Source organism: Fortiea sp. LEGE XX443 (genome assembly GCF_015206815.1).
In the GTDB taxonomy this organism is placed as follows: Bacteria; Cyanobacteriota; Cyanobacteriia; order Cyanobacteriales; family Nostocaceae; genus Nostoc_B.
In genome coordinates this window covers 32,912-49,204 of the sequence record NZ_JADEXZ010000014.1, presented here as the reverse complement: position 1 = coordinate 49,204, position 16,293 = coordinate 32,912, and the positions used below count along the sequence as shown (strand labels likewise).

At 41.8% G+C, this 16,293-nt stretch carries 11 protein-coding genes; 6 read left to right on the top strand and 5 right to left on the bottom strand.

The genetic code is table 11. The features are described from left to right. The first annotated feature begins 202 nt into the window (after nucleotides 1-202). Both IQ259_RS08130 and cobJ read left to right on the top strand, forming a co-directional pair. Nucleotides 203-502, top strand: a complete 300-nt coding sequence (locus IQ259_RS08130) for a DUF2087 domain-containing protein (RefSeq protein WP_193883445.1) — start codon at nucleotides 203-205, stop codon at nucleotides 500-502. An 80-nt stretch (nucleotides 503-582) separates the two neighbouring features. After that, nucleotides 583-2,307: a precorrin-3B C(17)-methyltransferase gene (gene cobJ / locus IQ259_RS08125; RefSeq protein WP_193883444.1), complete on the top strand. Its 1,725-nt coding sequence runs from the start codon at nucleotides 583-585 to the stop codon at nucleotides 2,305-2,307. Nucleotides 2,308-2,571: 264 nt separating this feature from the next. Here the strand turns inward: cobJ and IQ259_RS08120 are convergent, their stop codons facing one another. Next, nucleotides 2,572-6,774: a chemotaxis protein CheB gene (locus IQ259_RS08120; protein ID WP_193883442.1), complete on the bottom strand. Its 4,203-nt coding sequence runs from the start codon at nucleotides 6,772-6,774 to the stop codon at nucleotides 2,572-2,574. Nucleotides 6,775-7,876: 1,102 nt separating this feature from the next. Here IQ259_RS08120 and IQ259_RS08115 point away from each other — a divergent pair. Then, the gene (locus tag IQ259_RS08115) at nucleotides 7,877-8,278 is read left to right on the top strand and encodes a response regulator (protein ID WP_193883440.1); all 402 of its coding nucleotides are present in this window, start codon (nucleotides 7,877-7,879) and stop codon (nucleotides 8,276-8,278) included. Between the two features lie 268 nt (nucleotides 8,279-8,546). Here the strand turns inward: IQ259_RS08115 and IQ259_RS08110 are convergent, their stop codons facing one another. The 4 genes from IQ259_RS08110 to IQ259_RS08095 all read right to left on the bottom strand — a co-directional run bounded on the left by IQ259_RS08110 (nucleotide 8,547) and on the right by IQ259_RS08095 (nucleotide 13,681). Then, on the bottom strand, nucleotides 8,547-9,335 hold the full coding sequence (locus IQ259_RS08110; protein ID WP_193883438.1) for a DUF1868 domain-containing protein: 789 nt from the start codon (nucleotides 9,333-9,335) through the stop codon (nucleotides 8,547-8,549). 259 nt (nucleotides 9,336-9,594) lie between these two features. Beyond that, complete coding sequence (locus IQ259_RS08105) at nucleotides 9,595-9,945, bottom strand: four helix bundle protein (RefSeq protein WP_193883542.1); 351 nt, start codon at nucleotides 9,943-9,945, stop codon at nucleotides 9,595-9,597. A 354-nt stretch (nucleotides 9,946-10,299) separates the two neighbouring features. After that, the gene (locus tag IQ259_RS08100) at nucleotides 10,300-11,337 is read right to left on the bottom strand and encodes a VOC family protein (RefSeq protein ID WP_193883437.1); all 1,038 of its coding nucleotides are present in this window, start codon (nucleotides 11,335-11,337) and stop codon (nucleotides 10,300-10,302) included. Nucleotides 11,338-11,452: 115 nt separating this feature from the next. Then, nucleotides 11,453-13,681 (bottom strand): CHASE2 domain-containing serine/threonine-protein kinase, encoded by a 2,229-nt coding sequence (locus tag IQ259_RS08095; protein WP_193883435.1) that lies wholly within the window; start codon nucleotides 13,679-13,681, stop codon nucleotides 11,453-11,455. 197 nt (nucleotides 13,682-13,878) lie between these two features. On the opposite strand from IQ259_RS08095, the gene IQ259_RS08090 reads away from it, so the two are divergent. From IQ259_RS08090 to IQ259_RS08080, 3 genes are all read left to right on the top strand, one after another. Continuing rightward, a complete protein-coding gene (locus tag IQ259_RS08090) occupies nucleotides 13,879-14,265 on the top strand; it encodes a nuclear transport factor 2 family protein (RefSeq protein WP_193883433.1) in 387 nt (128 codons plus the stop codon). Nucleotides 14,266-14,703: 438 nt separating this feature from the next. Further along, a complete protein-coding gene (locus IQ259_RS08085) occupies nucleotides 14,704-15,711 on the top strand; it encodes an LD-carboxypeptidase (RefSeq protein WP_193883431.1) in 1,008 nt (335 codons plus the stop codon). Nucleotides 15,712-15,726: 15 nt separating this feature from the next. Then, nucleotides 15,727-16,284, top strand: coding sequence for a Uma2 family endonuclease (locus IQ259_RS08080; protein ID WP_193883429.1), 558 nt, complete (start codon nucleotides 15,727-15,729; stop codon nucleotides 16,282-16,284). Nucleotides 16,285-16,293 lie beyond the last annotated feature (9 nt).

The window sequence follows — 16,293 nt, the reverse complement described above, 5'->3', positions numbered from 1 at the left end:
ACAATAACTCTACTACATCAGCCCTCTCTCTTCACCCTCTTATTTTGGCAAAGGTATTGTTAATCAAAACTAAATTATGCTGTCCTAGCAAATTTCTTTAGGAGGATTAATTGGTTACAGAGGGGCAGATGCGGTAATATGCGATCGCCATCTCCAGCAATATCAGATTGCACAGATGTGATTACACATCTAGCTAAAAGACATGAACTACTTTGTTGAAATTCAACGCTATCTAGATGAACAAGGACGTGTGAAAGAATGGCCTTCAAAGCGGAATAAAGGCAAGTTCCAAAGGCTAGTGTTGGAATATTTAGCAACGAAGTTTGAAGTAGGTATAATTTACACTGAGAAACAAGTAAATGCGATTTTAAATGATCATCACACTTTCGGCGATCATGCTCTGTTGCGACGAGAAATGTTTGAAAAAGGACTAATTAACAGAGAGCGGGATGGTTCTGCCTACTGGTGCAATCAACAAGTAGAAGATGTTGCTCAGAATTAACGTTAAAAGGCAGTACATCTGTGGTTTGATTTGAAGGATATTAACTTTGATCCGATATCTATTCAAGTTCAAGAACTCTTATGATCACGAAGGTTGCACCTGCTGTTGTGGTACTAGGTCAAAATAGCGTAGCAATAGCCCGCAAAATAATCAGCGCCTTACCAGGAGCAACTTTATATGGTTTAGCACATCGCACATCTGGCGTTGATGTCAGTTTTACGAATTTTGGCGAAACACTACGGGAGTTATTCGCTGCGGGAACACCACTAATAGGCATTTGTGCTGCTGGTATTCTCATTAGAACCTTAGCACCTTTGATTTCTGATAAGCGTCAGGAACCGCCAGTGTTAGCTGTGGCGGAAGATGGTAGTGCTGTTGTACCCCTGTTGGGTGGACTGAATGGAGTTAATGATTTGGCACGCTGTATTGCTGAGGTATTGAATGTGCAAGCAGCAATTACAACTACAGGTGATATCCGTTTCCGCACGGCGCTGTTGTCTCCTCCGGCTGGCTATCATTTAGCAAATCCAGATGATGCTAAAAAATTTATTTCAGATTTGTTAGCTGGGGCGCAGGTAAAGTTAGAGGGAACTGCACCTTGGTTGAGTAATAGTCAATTGCCAATCGCTTCTGAAGGAGATTTGACCATTCAAGTTTCAGAACGCTTGGTGAATCCTACAGCTAATCGTCTAGTTTATCATCCCAAAACTGTAGCGATCGCCATTACTCACCCTTCTGTTACTTTAACTACAGTACAACAACTACTAGCAGAAACTGAACTTGCACCCGCATCTGTAGCCGGGATATTTGCACCCCTCACCCTCGCAACCAATTCTACAATTCATGCTGTGGCTAATGCTTTGGGTGTACCTGTCCGCTTTTTTACCCAAACCTTACAAACACAAAGTTATAGCCCTGCACAAGCGATCGCGCTGGCTGCGACAAAATCATCTGGTAAACTAATTTCTACTGCATCTGCTGAGATAGCACTTGCGATCGCGCCCGAACCGATTGACCCCCATACCATCGGTCAACCTCGTGGTAAATTAGCAATTATTGGCACTGGCCCCGGTTCATCGCAGTGGATGTCTCCAGAGGTCAAAGAAATTCTCCAAGCCGCCACTGACTTAGTAGGTTACAAAACTTACCTCGATTTAGTTGGTTCTTTTGCTGATGGTAAGCAACGCCACGAATCTGATAACCGCGAAGAAATTGCACGAGCAACAATGGCACTCGATTTAGCAGCTACAGGCAAATATGTCGCGGTTGTTTCTTCCGGTGATCCTGGTATATACGCAATGGCGGCGGCAGTTTTTGAAGTGCTTGATTGCCATCCCAAAGCAGAATGGGACAGTGTAGAAATTTACGTTGCGCCGGGAATCTCTGCCATGCAAGCAGCAGCAGCGGCGGTTGGCGCACCCTTAGGACATGATTTCTGCGCGATTTCACTGTCAGATATTTTAAAACCTTGGTCAATTATCGAACAACGCATTGCGGCGGCGGCTCAAGCTGATTTTGCGATCGCTTTTTATAACCCCGTTTCCAAAGAGCGTTCTTGGCAACTTGCAGCCACTAGAGATATTTTGCTACGCGATCGCACACCAGAGACTCCCGTAGTATTGGGTAGAAATCTTGGCAGGCCAGGACAGACAGTTAAGGTAATTACCCTTGAGCAGTTAACGCCAGATGTAGCTGATATGCGGACAGTAATTATCGTTGGTTCTAGTCAGACTAAAATTATCCAACGTGGTGATAGTAGTATCTCAGTTTATACACCTCGTCGGTATACTAATACCAATTCGTAATTCGTAATTCGTAATGACGCTCGCGGACTCGCTAACGTAATTCGTAATTAAGAAACTCTGATTTGGTCTGGGTTGTGGGGTTTGAATATGTTGCCGGATTTTAGAGAATTGGTATTAGTTCTCACAAACAATGCTGGTTAAGGGTTTCCGGCTTTATAGCTCATCGAACTCACGTCATGTTATTGTGGGTGCGGAGGGGTAGGAGCGCCGATTGAGCGGGGTTCAATGCCCTCGAAATCGAAACACAATCTTTGCAGGAATATTTCAATCATTTGTCACACGTCCAGTTAAGGAAGCGATCGCCAATAACAACTGATTGACTTCAATAGGTTTAGCAAGATGGATTTGAAACCCAGCCCTGAGAGCCTCTTGACGCTCTTCCTCTCTGGCATAGGCTGTCAGTGCGGCGGCTGGTATTTGTCCGCCTAAATCAGCACTTAACGCCCTCACCTGCCGTATTAAGTCATAACCATCTTCATCGGGCATACCGATGTCAGACAAAAGCACATCATATCTATTGGGGTTGGCTGTGAGTATGGACAGTGCTTCCTGGGCTGAAGCGGCGGCTGTCACTTCTACTCCTTCCGGCTGAAGTGCTGCGATCATTAACTGGCGGATACTTGCATCGTCATCTACAACCAGTACCCGCAAACCTGCCAGAGAGGGAATATTCTTAATTGGCACTTCTGTGCTGTCAGTAGAGACAACAGGCGCGATCGCACTTGGTGCTGGACTTGATTCTAGATTAGTTTGCAGTGGTAGCCTCACAGTAAATGTTGCCCCTTGTCCTACACCTGGACTTGCTGCACTAACTGTACCGCCGTGGAGTTCTACCAAATGCAACACAATCGAAAGCCCCAGTCCCAACCCAGGATTTGAGCGTGTTCTGCTGCTATCAGCCTGACGAAAGCGTTCAAAAATATAAGGTAGAAACTCCGCATTAATTCCTTGGCCTGTGTCGCTCACTTGAATTTCAGCATAGGAAGCAAAATATTCTAGTGTCACCTCAATTCTTCCACCTGCTGGTGTGAATTTAATGGCATTAGAGAGTAAATTCCAAACGACTTGTTGTAAGCGGATGGGATCACCTAATATTTTGTGATTAGAATTATCCAATCTGGATGTAATTTGAATGTTTTTGGTCTCGGCTGCAAGCTGGACAACTTCGATCGCTGCTTCAATCACAGAGGATAAATCTGTTGGTTCAACTTCCAGACGCAGCCTACCTGAGCTAATGCGTGAGATGTCCAAAAGATCCCTAATCAGTTGGACTTGCGCTTGGGCGCTATGCTCGATCGCTTCTAGTGCTTGCTCAGTCTTGGCTTCATTCAGCCGCTTTGTCCGCAGCAACTGTGACCACCCTAGCAAAGAATTGAGCGGGTTTCGCAGTTCATGAGAAAGAATCGACAAAAACTCATCCTTGCTCCGGTTGGCTGTCTCAGCCACAGCACGAGCTGACTGTTCTTGGGTTAACAGCTGAGTGCGTTCTGCTTCCAATTGCTTGCGCTGGGTGATGTCTTCAATCACCAAAAGAATCATCTGCCTATTTTCCATATGAGGCATTCTCCGAGCATTTAAGCGCACGGTTTTTTGTCCATGCTCAAAGTTATGCTCAACTTCCAAATCTTGAAATGGGGTATCGTTAGGCAGAATGCTTTCTAGTAGCGATCGCAATTGCGGAATATTCCATTGGCCATTCCCGATGTCAAAAATTAAGCGCTGTTCTGTTTCGGCTGGCTGAACCTGGAATGTCTCGTAAAAGTAGCGATTGGCGCTCACCACGCGTAAATCTGTATTCAATACTACGAGGGATTCTTTCACGGTATCTACAATCGCCTCTGCATAATCACGGGAGGCTCTCAATTGTTCTACACTGCGTTTGAGCGCATCTATATCAACTAATACCAACACAGCGCCGTCAATCTTGTGGTCGATTGTCCGATAAGGTCGGACTCGCAAATCATACCAATGACCTTCCTGGTCTTGCACTTCTTGAGTTTTAAAATTGAGGGTGTTGATCACCTCTAATATTTGTGGTTCTAAGTCTGAGAGATTCAAGTTATGGTTAATGTCACTCAAGGGTCGCCCCACATCCGTGGGAATGAGATTAAAAATTTTGCCTGCGGCTGGGGTAAAGCGCCGAATTCGCAAATCACCACCCAACATGAGAATCGGAATATTGATACTGCTGAGGAGATTTTGTAAATCGTTGCTGACTTGAGTTGATTCAATATTCCGCCGCTGCAATTCATCGTTAATCGTGTTTAGTTCTTCATTGGTGGCTTGAATTTCTTCTTTGGCTGTTTCTAATTCCTCATTTGTACTTTGCAACTCTTCATTGCTAGAGAGGATTTCTTCGTTGGCGGCTCTGAGGTCTTGATTGGTGGCTTGCTGCTCCTCAATAATCGATTGCAGATAATCTTTAGTAGTTGCTAACTCTTGTCTTAACTGGATAAATTCTTGCTCGTCACTCGTTTGTTTGCTTCGCTTAGACCTGAAACGGCGATCGCTCCCTACCTCTGACCCTGGAGCCACAGAAGAGTGCATCTCTTCAAACATCACTAAAAAATACTGTTCTGCGGCTGCGGCTGGTTTGAACGGCACAACATCAACCCTAACCAGCCTGACTTGATCTTGCTCTCTAACTTGCAAGCCTTCCTTTCTCACCGGCTCTAAACGCTGTTTTGCTTGGTGGATGATGGTGCGTAGCTCAATACGCAAATCTTCCTTTGCCATCTTCAGCAGGTTAAAACTTGGTCTACCGGGTGCAGGTTCTAAATAAGAACTAGTCTGTCCTCGAAATTGCAGAATCTCTAAATCGTTGTTGATCACTACACCGACCGGAGCATATTGGTTTAAAACGATGCGGTCAGCTTCCTTCTGCATTTCTAAATTATTCCATGCCTCCTCACTCACAATTGGCTGAGGGTTGATGGTTTCTACAGGGTAGTTACTAGGGACTAGATCAATACCCAGCCGCGCCGGAGCCATTTTTCGGCTATAAATCTTGTACTTTTTGTCAACTAGCGCAAACAAGTCCGAAAACTCACCTACAGTTTCCGAGGTTCCCAACATCAGAAAGCCAGTGGAATTAAGACCATAATGGAAAATGGGCAGCAGCTTTTTCTGCACAGATGATCCCAAATAAATCAGCACATTTCGACAGCTAATCAAATCAAGCCGCGAAAATGGCGGATCATTAATTAAGTTTTGTCTGGCAAACACACACAACTCGCGCACAGGCTTGCTGATCTGATAACCGTTCTCAACCTGTACAAAAAAGCGCTGGAGACGTTCTGGCGAAATATCTACTATCTGGCTGGGCTTGTAAATACCAATCCGCGCTTTTTCGATCGCTACCTCATTAATATCTGTAGCAAAAATCTGGATGGTCGGATTAATTCCTTGAACTGTTAAATACTCCAGCAAGCAAATAGCAATGGAATAGGCTTCCTCACCTGTAGAACATCCCGCTACCCAAATGCGGATGGGCGAGTCTGGAGTTCTATCCTTGGCAATTACCGGAAATACTTGGGTCTTCAAGGCTTCAAAGGCTTCAGGATCTCGGAAAAAACTGGTGATCGTAATTAACACATCCTGATACAACGCCGTTACTTCTGCTGGGTTGTCCTGAAGATAGCGGACGTAATCTTCTAGCCGATCTAACTTGTACAATATCATCCGCCGCAGAATTCGCCGCTTCAGAGTTGTCTGTTTGTAATGGGTAAAATCTACACCCTTAGCTGCTCGCAGTAAACTGAAAACTACCGAGAGAGCATCTGTGCCTTCAGGTAGTATCTCCACTGTTTTTACGAAATTTGGTTGAGTAATATAAGGATGGTGGCTGATTTTTGCGATTTCCTCAGCGATTTCTCTCGGAGTCAAGATGAAGTCTACATAACCTGAAGCAATAGCAGTGTTCGGCATACTACTGACTTGTGCTGATTCTTGACACTGGGCAAAGGTAATACCGCCAGCTGCTTTGATCACTTCTAGTCCCCGCGCTCCATCAGCATCACCCCCCGACAGCACCACTGCGATCGCTTTGTTTCCCCGCTCCTCTGCCAATGACATAAAGAAAGTATCCACTGTCATCACATGACCACGAATCTTCTGCCGTGGACTCAGTTTCAGCACCCCTTGAGAAATAGTCATCTGAGTATTAGGCGGAATTACGTAGACATGATTTGCTTCTACTATCATGCCATCCTGCACTTCCACTACCGGCATCTGGGTTGTGCGCGAAAGAATCTCTCGCAACAAACTTTTTTGATTAGGGCTGAGATGTTGAACCAGCACAAATGCCATCCCAGTATCCGTTGGCAGATTACGCAACAATTCTGTGAACGCCTCCAACCCCCCCGCTGAGGCTCCCATCCCGACTATGGGAAATAGTTCGCTTTGATTATCCTGTTGCTCCCCATTGGACTTGGATGGAGATTTCTTACCAGACCGCCTAGAGTTCATGATTTAGAACCGTTACTAAATAAGAGTATTTTGCGCTTTTATCTAAGCCAGGGATTGTTTCGTCAAAAAATGCCCGCATCGCCAGCTGATTTTACGCGATGTGCAACTTATTTTTAAAACCCCTCTGCAAACCTCTCACGCCAGTTGCTACAACGGGGAGACAGCCGCATGGGCGGGTTTCCCGACTTGAGCGGACTGTCGTGGGAACCCCCGCAACGCACTGGCTCCCCGACGCGGAGAGAGGCTTTAATTTTTGCTCCCCTTCCCTACAAGGGAAGGGGTTGGGGGTTAGGTTTGAGAGAAAGCTGCACATGGCGTTATTTTTGTTATATTTAGTATCAAATAATGAGTAACGACATTTGATTAGTGACTTAAGTAGAAAGGTGCAAATAAACCGAACTATGTAACGGAAAGTAAAGTAGGTTGAAAACCTCTTCCCTTCTGCCTTCTGCCCTCTGCCTCCTGCCTTGTCATAACGACAATTTTTAACACCGACCTACTTACTGTGACACTATCAAATACTTACCTCAATGAGCCAAGTTAGCCTTAATATTTTTTAATATTTATTTATTATTTACAAATATCTTCACGAGTCCATTTTAGGCTTAAAACGGACTCTTTCTGTGACTCATAGTTGAATTCACTTGATTTTATGTCTTTAGTAATAGGCATATTTAAGTCTGAAGATAGGATTTATTGACAACCAACTATTTTTAATCACTTCTGTTCTAAAATTCATCAAGAGTATCTTTTGAATCCTGTTATTCTGTTTTGAAGATTTCTGCTAACACAATTACTATATTGAGACAGCAGTTATGCAGGGGATAGAGTTTAAAGCTTTGATCAACATTGAAATCAACTTGTATGCACAACAGATGCTCCTTGAATTTGAGACATAGCTGGTGTAATCCACCAACTTGAAATCAGCTTTATTAGTCTGGGAAACTTCACCAAATTTACATCAGTAAATTAAAGATAAAAAATTACTGGGATTTTTGAAAAAATATTAATTAATTAGAAAAATTAAAATACTTTTAATTCACCAAAATCTAAAACATTCAGGCGAAATTGTAGGCAAATTAATAGTAATTAGGAGCGTAAAATGCAGAATGCAAATAAACATATTATTGTATGCGATGATTGTGCAGTAAATTGCTTTCTCATTCAAACAATGTTAGAGATAGAAGGCTATCAAGTTGACACAGCCACCAGTGGCAATGCAGTATTAGCCAAAATAGAATTTGAAAGACCAGATTTACTATTGCTAGATGTGACAATGCCAGATATTGACGGCTACGAAGTCGTTCGCCGCATTCAACAAAATAAAACTTTACAATCTCTGCCAATTTTAATGATTACTGGCCATGAAGAAGAGTTCATCGAAGAAAAGTTGCAAGAAAAGGTAGTTGGTATTATTCGCAAGCCTGTTACTATTGATTTACTCGTAAAAAAAGTCCAAGCAGCCTTACAGTTGGACTTACCTCTGCAAAAAAGTATGGCTTAATTGACATTGACGTGCGATCGCTTGGGTAAGTTCTTTATTGATCGTGTTTACATCCCTGCTCACAAGGGGACGGGGTTTTACACAAGATCAATAAATTTAAAAGGAGTTTTAGTTACAGCAAACAAGACTCCTTTTAATTTTCATCTAATCCCTATTAGGGATTGAAACATGAGAAGGTAGGAGGTAAAGCAGTCTGACAAATAAAGGGTTATTAAAAACTTATATTTGTTAGTCTGCACGCTTCCGACTCTACCTTCCAAGAACAAACTTAAAAATCTAAACTCGGCCAGTCTGGTTGACGGTAATAGTGGGTCATATCATCAAATTTCCGCAACTCGACGCGGTTGATGAGAAATTCTGGAGAATCTTCTAGCCACTGTTGATTCAACTCAGAAAATAGATCACTAAGATGATTGCGATCTAAATCTGGTGAAATATCACCGAAATAGCCTAACGTAATGTGAGCTGTCAAGTGATAGTGCTGTTCAATACCTAATGCAATTAACTTTGGATTTTGATAAATTGTCCGGCGAAATTGAATAATCTGTTCGTAGCAACTTTCATCTTTAGGTACTAAACAAACCCCCAAGGCTCTTGGCATAACAATCAATCCCAACATTTGCCAGTAAATTGAATTATTTCCTGATGTTATGGATTGTTGATATTGTTGAAAGATTTCCGCGCAACAAGAGCGTAATTCTTGGTCAAATTCAGGATTTTTTTCGCAAGCGTCAAGGTATGCGTTGTCCCAAATTAAGTCTGCCAAAGTTAGATGGAAGCTAACATGGGGTACGGGAACAAATAAATCATAGTTCGCCAGTAACTGCAAAAGTTGCTGCTGGTAAGTTGCTAATTTGTCATAGAAAGCAGAGTTTGCGGTTGATTCGTCCGCAGTTGGGGTAATTAGCGTATAGCCAGGAAAAGGTGCTGCTTGTCTAGTTCCAGAATGGGGTTGAAATTTAGAAGATTCCTGGATGTGCTGGACTTGGGATTTGTAAGCTTCTGGCAGCATCATTCTTGCTACCCGGTTCAGGTAAGTTTGATAGTTGTCGTCCAATCTTTAATAGCCTCGCGCTCTTACTTGATAGATTTTAGGGAAAATTACCCAGTTTTGACTAAGTTGACTTAAAAAGTATTTAGCATTTTGAAAGGGGAAGCGGGTAATGGGAGGAGAAAAGTCTGAAGGTTGCTTGCATTGTTTGCCCTATTCTGATTAGACAATCATCGCCTCCAAGATGACTATGGGAGCAATGCGATTTTGTGAGGTGAGGCAGGAGGCAGAGGGCAGGAGGCAGGAGGCAAGATACAGAAGGGTTTTAAGACTTGATCTTTTGAATGCTTGACACTAGAATCCCTTGAAACCTATCGACTTCTTCCAAAACAGGAGTAAATAATTCAGGCGATGCTAATCCGACTTCCTTAGAAATAATCAACTGAGTATCAAGTTCTCTCAGCGAACCTAAAGCAATGTGTAGAAATTGGATATATTCGTTCTGCGTCCGTCTTCCATAACCTTCAGCTATATTTGATGGCACGGAAACTGCCGAACGTCTAATCTGGCTAGTTAATCCGTAAAGTTCAGATTTCGGGAATTTTTCGGTAAGTCGATAGCAATTAATGGCAAGCTTGACACCACCCTGCCAAATAAATTGTTTTCTGTAACTCATGGCGCAAGAAGTTTGGAGTAGGAAGTTGGGAGAAATTGCATCATTATACACCTCCTGCCTCCTGCCTCCTGCCTTAAATGCAGAATTCTCACCAAATCGCGTTGCTCGCGGCAGTTAGCCACCTGAGTCAAACCATCTAGATTTACCAGTTGTTCTAGTTTATGATTTGCATATTCTGCTGTTCTCTCTTGTACCGGTTGTTCCAAAGTTTCCATAGATGTTTGTAACTGAAGTGCCATGTTGTTAAACGATTTAGCTAGTTGACTGACCGATTTCGTCTTTTGAGCTAATTTTGGCGCGAGACTAAAAACTTATTACCCCAGTAGCATTTGATGGTGTTTGAAAAACCAGTTTCTAGTTGAAATTACTCTCTACCAAATTCCAAAAATAGCCATCTGGTGCAATAAAGGAGAAACTTTTTTCCCGAAACTCATTTTCTATGATGTTCGTAAAATTTAGCACCTTACTTGACTTGATGCGATCGCAATATTCTTGTATCCCCTGCACACGGTAAGTATAGAGTGACATACCCAAACTACCCGGTTGCGCGGCTTCAAACCGCGATTCTAAATTCATCGCTTCGGGAAATCGAATCACGTAAAGTCTACCACTCCGCGCTGCCATCAAGTCAGACTGAGAAGAACGCGGATCATCAAAAGTAGTAACTATAAATTTTTCCCCTGGCTTGAGGTCAAATAAATCTCGACCGGCTGGTGAAGATTCATAGCTAGTTTCAACATCATCTCGCACCCGCAGCAAACCCAAAATTTCCTCATAAAACTTTAGGCTAATTTTGCTGTCATCTTGAACGATAATCCCCATGTGGGTAAATTGGCTGGTTTTCAAAGCAGATGTGTCGTTGATGTGTCCATAATGGGGTAGTGTGTAACCAAATCTTTGAAAGAAAACTTGTCGAGTCAAGGGTTGCAGTAATAACATTTCTCGCACCCCTACCGCTGGTTCGATAAAAGGACGACTTTTGCGTTCTTTGTTGTAGATAACCTCCCAGTATGGAATGCTGTATCTAACGGTAAAACCAGCCGCTTTCGCTTCTTCGGCATGATTTAAAATAGTTAAAATATCAGAGGTTAGAGTAGTAGCCCAACGATTTCCCTTAATTTTCATCGATGCTAACCCCAAACCTTGGTTAGTCGGATTTTGCCAAACCATCAACCTAATCAAACCATGATCTGCGTTTTGATGATATAAGCGAATTGATCGCAACCCAGAATTTACCCCATATAATTGATAGGCTGTCACCGCAGGTAATTGACCAACTTGCCCAATGCGATAACCGAATTGTTCCCAATATTGAATTGCAAAAATTGGGTCTGGAACACCGATACACACTTCATAGATACCTGCAATTTTAGTTTTTTGTCCCAGAGTCATACTCAATTTGGATGTAGAGATATTGCCCAAACCAAATAATACTAATTCGTAATTCGTAATTCGTAATTTGTAATTAATATTAATTCAAAAAATATTCACAATAGCTAAATTGCTCTTACTTCTTATCGCTAATTTGATTTAAATCTTGCAGAACAGCGGCGGCTGATTGATAGCGATCGCTAAAATGATAACACACCATTTTATCTAAAATCATGCCCAGTTCTTCACTAACTTGAACTGTGTGTTGCCACATAATATTTCCCGTCTCTTGATCTGGTTGTAATTCTTGAGGAAATATACCAGTTATTGCTTGAATTCCCATCATCCCTAAAGCATAAATATCACTAGATAAGCGCGGATGTCCGGCAAATTGTTCTGGCGGTGCATAGCCTCGCGTCCCAATAGCAACTGTGGCTAATTCTGTTTGTTCACTAGTTGGTGGGTGCATTAATTTAACTGCACCAAAATCAATCAACACTAAACGATTATCTTGATTACTTCTAATAATATTATGTGGTTTAATGTCTCGATGAATAACTCTATGCTCATGTACAAATGCTAAAACTTCTAATACACCTTTGAGCATCTCAATTACAAAACTTTCATTTTTTGCGCCTTGCACAGGTGTTAGTTCTTCATTTAAAGTATGTCCAGGGATATACTCTTCTACTAAGTAAAATTCTTGCTGATCTTCAAAATAGGCCAGTAGTGCAGGGATTTGTGGATGTTTGCCCAAAGCTTCTAAAATTTCTGCTTCAGTATTAAATAATCGACGGGCTACTTCCAAAAATTTTGTATCCCGACGTGCTGGCATTAATTGTTTCACGACACAAGTAGGACTACCAGGTCGTTGAGTATCTTTTGCTAAATAAGTGCGACCAAATCCCCCAGAACCAAGCACTCTAGAAATGTGATAGCGTCCGCCCAAAAGTAAATCACCAGTTCTTTTTTCTGTTTGGGAAATTGTTGAGGTGGAGTGAATATGTTGGTCACGAATTTTAGTAGGTGCTGTTGCAGAAGTAGTCTCTTGTAATAGGATGTTTAATTGAGCGATCGCTTCTTGTTGTTGTTCAACTTGCTGAATAATTAATTTTGTTTGGTGTTGAGTGTGATAGGTAGTGTAAACCAGCATCCCCACACTACTAAAAATCAATGTCATCGCAGGTGGAATTAGGGGTATCCAGCCAGCTTGCAAAAACAAACCAGCACAAATTCCCACCAAGCCAGCGAGGGCTGTACCTCCGATAACCAGCAGCACTAAAGGATGTCGCATTCGCCAGCCTAAAAGACTGCCTAATAAAGACCAACTAAACACCCACGCTAGTTCAAGCCAATCAGGCCAATACCAAATTAGTGGTCTACCATCCAAAACTGTACTGAGAATTTGACTGGCTATTTGTGCATGAATAAATACAGTTGATGTTCTGGCTGAATGATTTGGGGAAGAACTATAGGGCGTATATACACCAGGATGAATACTGGCTGCTGTAGTGCCAATAATTACCAAACGGTCTTTTACCCAATTGGGATTAACTTGACCTTCAAGAACTTCTGTGAGAGTGACTTCTTGCGCTAGGCGATCGGGGTGGCGATAATTTAATAATATTTGATAACCAGCAGCATCTAAACCGGTGTAGCTGCCAGAATTAGCGGTTAGAGTAAAAAAAGTTATCTTACCCAGATGAAAATTATATTTATCAGTAAAATCTACATTGATACCTTGTTTTTCTAAATAACTAATGGCAGTTAAAGCAGCAAATGAAAATTGCGTCGCACATTTATTACTATTAGTAGGTTCAGCAAATAATAAACTCCGGCGAACAATTTGGTCTTCCTGGTCATCAGGAATTAAATCGTTGTAGCTGACATTATCTATAGGGAAATTTGGCGGTGGTGGAATTTCTTGTCTACCTAGACTACTTAACAAACAAGTAGTAATGATATGCTTTTTATTAGCAATACCAGCCGCCATATTTTGTTGATTTGGTCGGTAGATATTCAGACCAATAACACGGGGTTGATAAGACTGAAGTTTTGTTAATAACTGATTGACTATGGCATCAGATAGAGGCCATTTGACTCGCTCTAAATCCTCTTCAGTAATTTTAACCACTAATAGCCGCGGATCGGATGGTTCTGGGGGACGCGATCGCAACATTTGGTCATAAGCTTTTAACTCCCAAGGTTGCAACCATTTCAGTTCCCGCATTCCCCACACCAAAGCGGTAACTCCCACACTAGTAACCACAACCATTCGCCACCAGTGAATTTTGGCAGAAGTGTCACGATAATCTTGATTTTGGGTTAACGCAATTCGGAGTTGTTGTAAGATTCCACTAATCACAGAGTTGCAGTAGAAGGCAAGAGTTAGAAGGCAGAAAACTAAAATTTAATACTACATACTTCACACTTTATACTTTATTTTCCTTACTTGCCTGGGTCATGCGTAAACAGGTAGCAGTTTGTCCCTAGACATCGTTGTTTAATTTATCACTAGAAATGATAGGTTTTATAATCTATACCTAGTAAGAGAACTAATTTATGTCAAGCGCCGTTATTGAAACAGTCATTTCCGCCTACTTTACCAACATTACTGCAATGAATCCAGAGGGCTGGATAGAGAACTTCGCTGAAGATGCTGTGAGTTATGACCCAGTTGGTGAACCACCAGTCAAGATTCGTGAAGATTATCAACAGTTTATCGGGCAATTGCAAGCAGTATTTGAGAAATTAGCCGCGAAAACTGAGCATATTTTTGTAGCTGGCAATGAAGCAGCCGTCAAGTGGACAATGCAAGGAGTTAGTAAGACTGGCAAATCTGTAACCTTCGAGGGTATTACAGTTTTTGAGATTAACAAAGACGGCAAAATTCAAACAACCCGCGCTTATTGGAATCCTAATCAGTTGGTAGCGCAATTGCGCGGTTAGAAATACTAGCCTTGGTAACTAAAGTCACAGCTACACAAATACAACCCACCTACGTGGGTTATATCCCGCTTTTGTCACTTTCCGGGAGGGCAATTGCTAGAAGTCTTATGAGGCAATCAATACAAGCTATCCTATTAGAAAAAAATGGGTCTTGTATTTGTGATTAGAAAATAATCGTGCGATCGCTTGCTATGCAAAAGCTCTAGAATTCAGCAATAGCAAATGTTTTCGGAGAGTGACAGAACAGGGATATAGCAACTGCCAAAGCCATTAGGACATTGTTAATTGCTCAAAGCCTTTAAAATTAAGTGGGTTTATACTCAGCACTTTGCTATAAAACTCGAATTTCTGCTAATCCACGCAGATAGACTTAGCCTGTATAGTGCGAATTCTATTCACCTTTTCCTACTTCCCATTCCCTACTCCCTACCTTCAATTTTGAAACGACGCAAATTTATCACAACCTGTGGTTTAACTACCTTAGCCACGCAAATACCTGTCGCTCAAGGTAAACTATCCCCAAATATCATCCTCAAACCATCACGCCTACAACCGGGAGACACGGTAGGCTTAATTTCTCCGGCGGGTGTAATTGACGCTGAAGATTTAGCATCAGCCAAGCGATCGCTCACTGCATTAGGATTAAAGATTAAACTAGGAGAGCATCTTTTAGACAGTTACGGCTATTTAGCAGGTACAGATGCTAACCGCGCACACGATGTCAACACCATGTTTGCGGATAGTTCCGTCAAAGCCATCATGACCATGCGCGGTGGTTGGGGTTGTAACCGTATTTTACCTTTACTAAACTACGCAAATATCCGCTCCCATCCCAAAATTATCATGGGGTTCAGTGATATCACATCTTTAGTATTAGCCATTTATGGTCGTAGTCGAGTTATTACTTTTCATGGAGCAAATGCTACATCTATCTGGAATGAGTTTACAGTAGATTATGCCAAACGCATCTTATTTAATGGCGAAGCAGTGACGATGCAAAACCTCAACACTGATGACGTAGAATTTGAAACCATAGTATCAGGAAAAGCAACAGGTAAACTTATCGGTGGAAACTTGTCAGTTTTATCAGCAATGGTGGGTTCGCCTTATCTACCTTCTTGGTACAAAAGCATCTTATTTGTAGAAGATATCAGAGAAGATGTTTACCGTATAGACCGAATGTTAACTCAGCTAAAAAATGCTGGTATTCTCAATCAAATTTCTGGTTTTATTTTTGGCAGATGCACTAACTGTAGTATTGGTGATGAACCATCGTTTAAATTAACTCAAGTATTGCGCGACCATATCATTCCTTTAAAAATTCCAGCTTGGTATGGTTCGATGATTGGTCATATTCAAGATAAATTTACTTTACCGATTGGTTTGGATGTAGAAATCGATGCCAATGCCGGAACTATTAGAATGTTAGAGTCTGCTGTCAATTAGTTTGATCAAAATCCCATGACTCAACTAAAATCTCAACTCACACTCCAAGAATTCTTCGCCCTACCAGAAGGCGATATCACCTACGAATTGGTTAATGGAGAGGCAAAACCCAAAATGGCACCAAAAAGATATCATTCTAGATTGACAGGCACAATTTACATAATTTTAACGCCTTGGGCAAAAAATCGCGGTGAGGTTGGTATTGAGTGGGCAGTTACTTTAAAACGCAAAGGTAGAGATTGGGTTCCTGTACCAGACTTACTTTATGTCTCTTACTCTCGCCTCAACAGTGATGTTATTGAAGATGAACCTTGTCCCATACCTCCAGACTTAGCAATTGAAATTATTTCTCCTGACCAAACTTTTGGTGAGATGAGTGCTAAAGCTACAGATTATTTAGAAGCAGGTGTTTTGAGAGTTTGGGTTGTGGATGCAAAAGCTAAAACAGTTACAGTTTTTTATCCTGATGCGCGACCTCAAACAAAAACTGGTGAAGATAGTTTAGAAGATTTTCTATTTGAAGGGCTGCAAATTACACCCGCACAAATTTTTCAACAAGCAGGAATACCATAAATATTGTGA

Bases quoted from the DNA above. Each gene is read 5' to 3' on its own strand.
- IQ259_RS08130 (WP_193883445.1), top strand. From the start codon at position 203: ATGAACTACTTTGTTGAAATTCAACGCTATCTAGATGAACAAGGACGT.
- IQ259_RS08115 (WP_193883440.1), top strand. From the start codon at position 7,877: ATGCAGAATGCAAATAAACATATTATTGTATGCGATGATTGTGCAGTA.
- IQ259_RS08105 (WP_193883542.1), bottom strand. From the start codon at position 9,945: ATGAGTTACAGAAAACAATTTATTTGGCAGGGTGGTGTCAAGCTTGCC.
- IQ259_RS08090 (WP_193883433.1), top strand. From the start codon at position 13,879: ATGTCAAGCGCCGTTATTGAAACAGTCATTTCCGCCTACTTTACCAAC.
- cobJ (WP_193883444.1), top strand. From the start codon at position 583: ATGATCACGAAGGTTGCACCTGCTGTTGTGGTACTAGGTCAAAATAGC.
- IQ259_RS08100 (WP_193883437.1), bottom strand. From the start codon at position 11,337: ATGACTCTGGGACAAAAAACTAAAATTGCAGGTATCTATGAAGTGTGT.
- IQ259_RS08080 (WP_193883429.1), top strand. From the start codon at position 15,727: ATGACTCAACTAAAATCTCAACTCACACTCCAAGAATTCTTCGCCCTA.
- IQ259_RS08120 (WP_193883442.1), bottom strand. From the start codon at position 6,774: ATGAACTCTAGGCGGTCTGGTAAGAAATCTCCATCCAAGTCCAATGGG.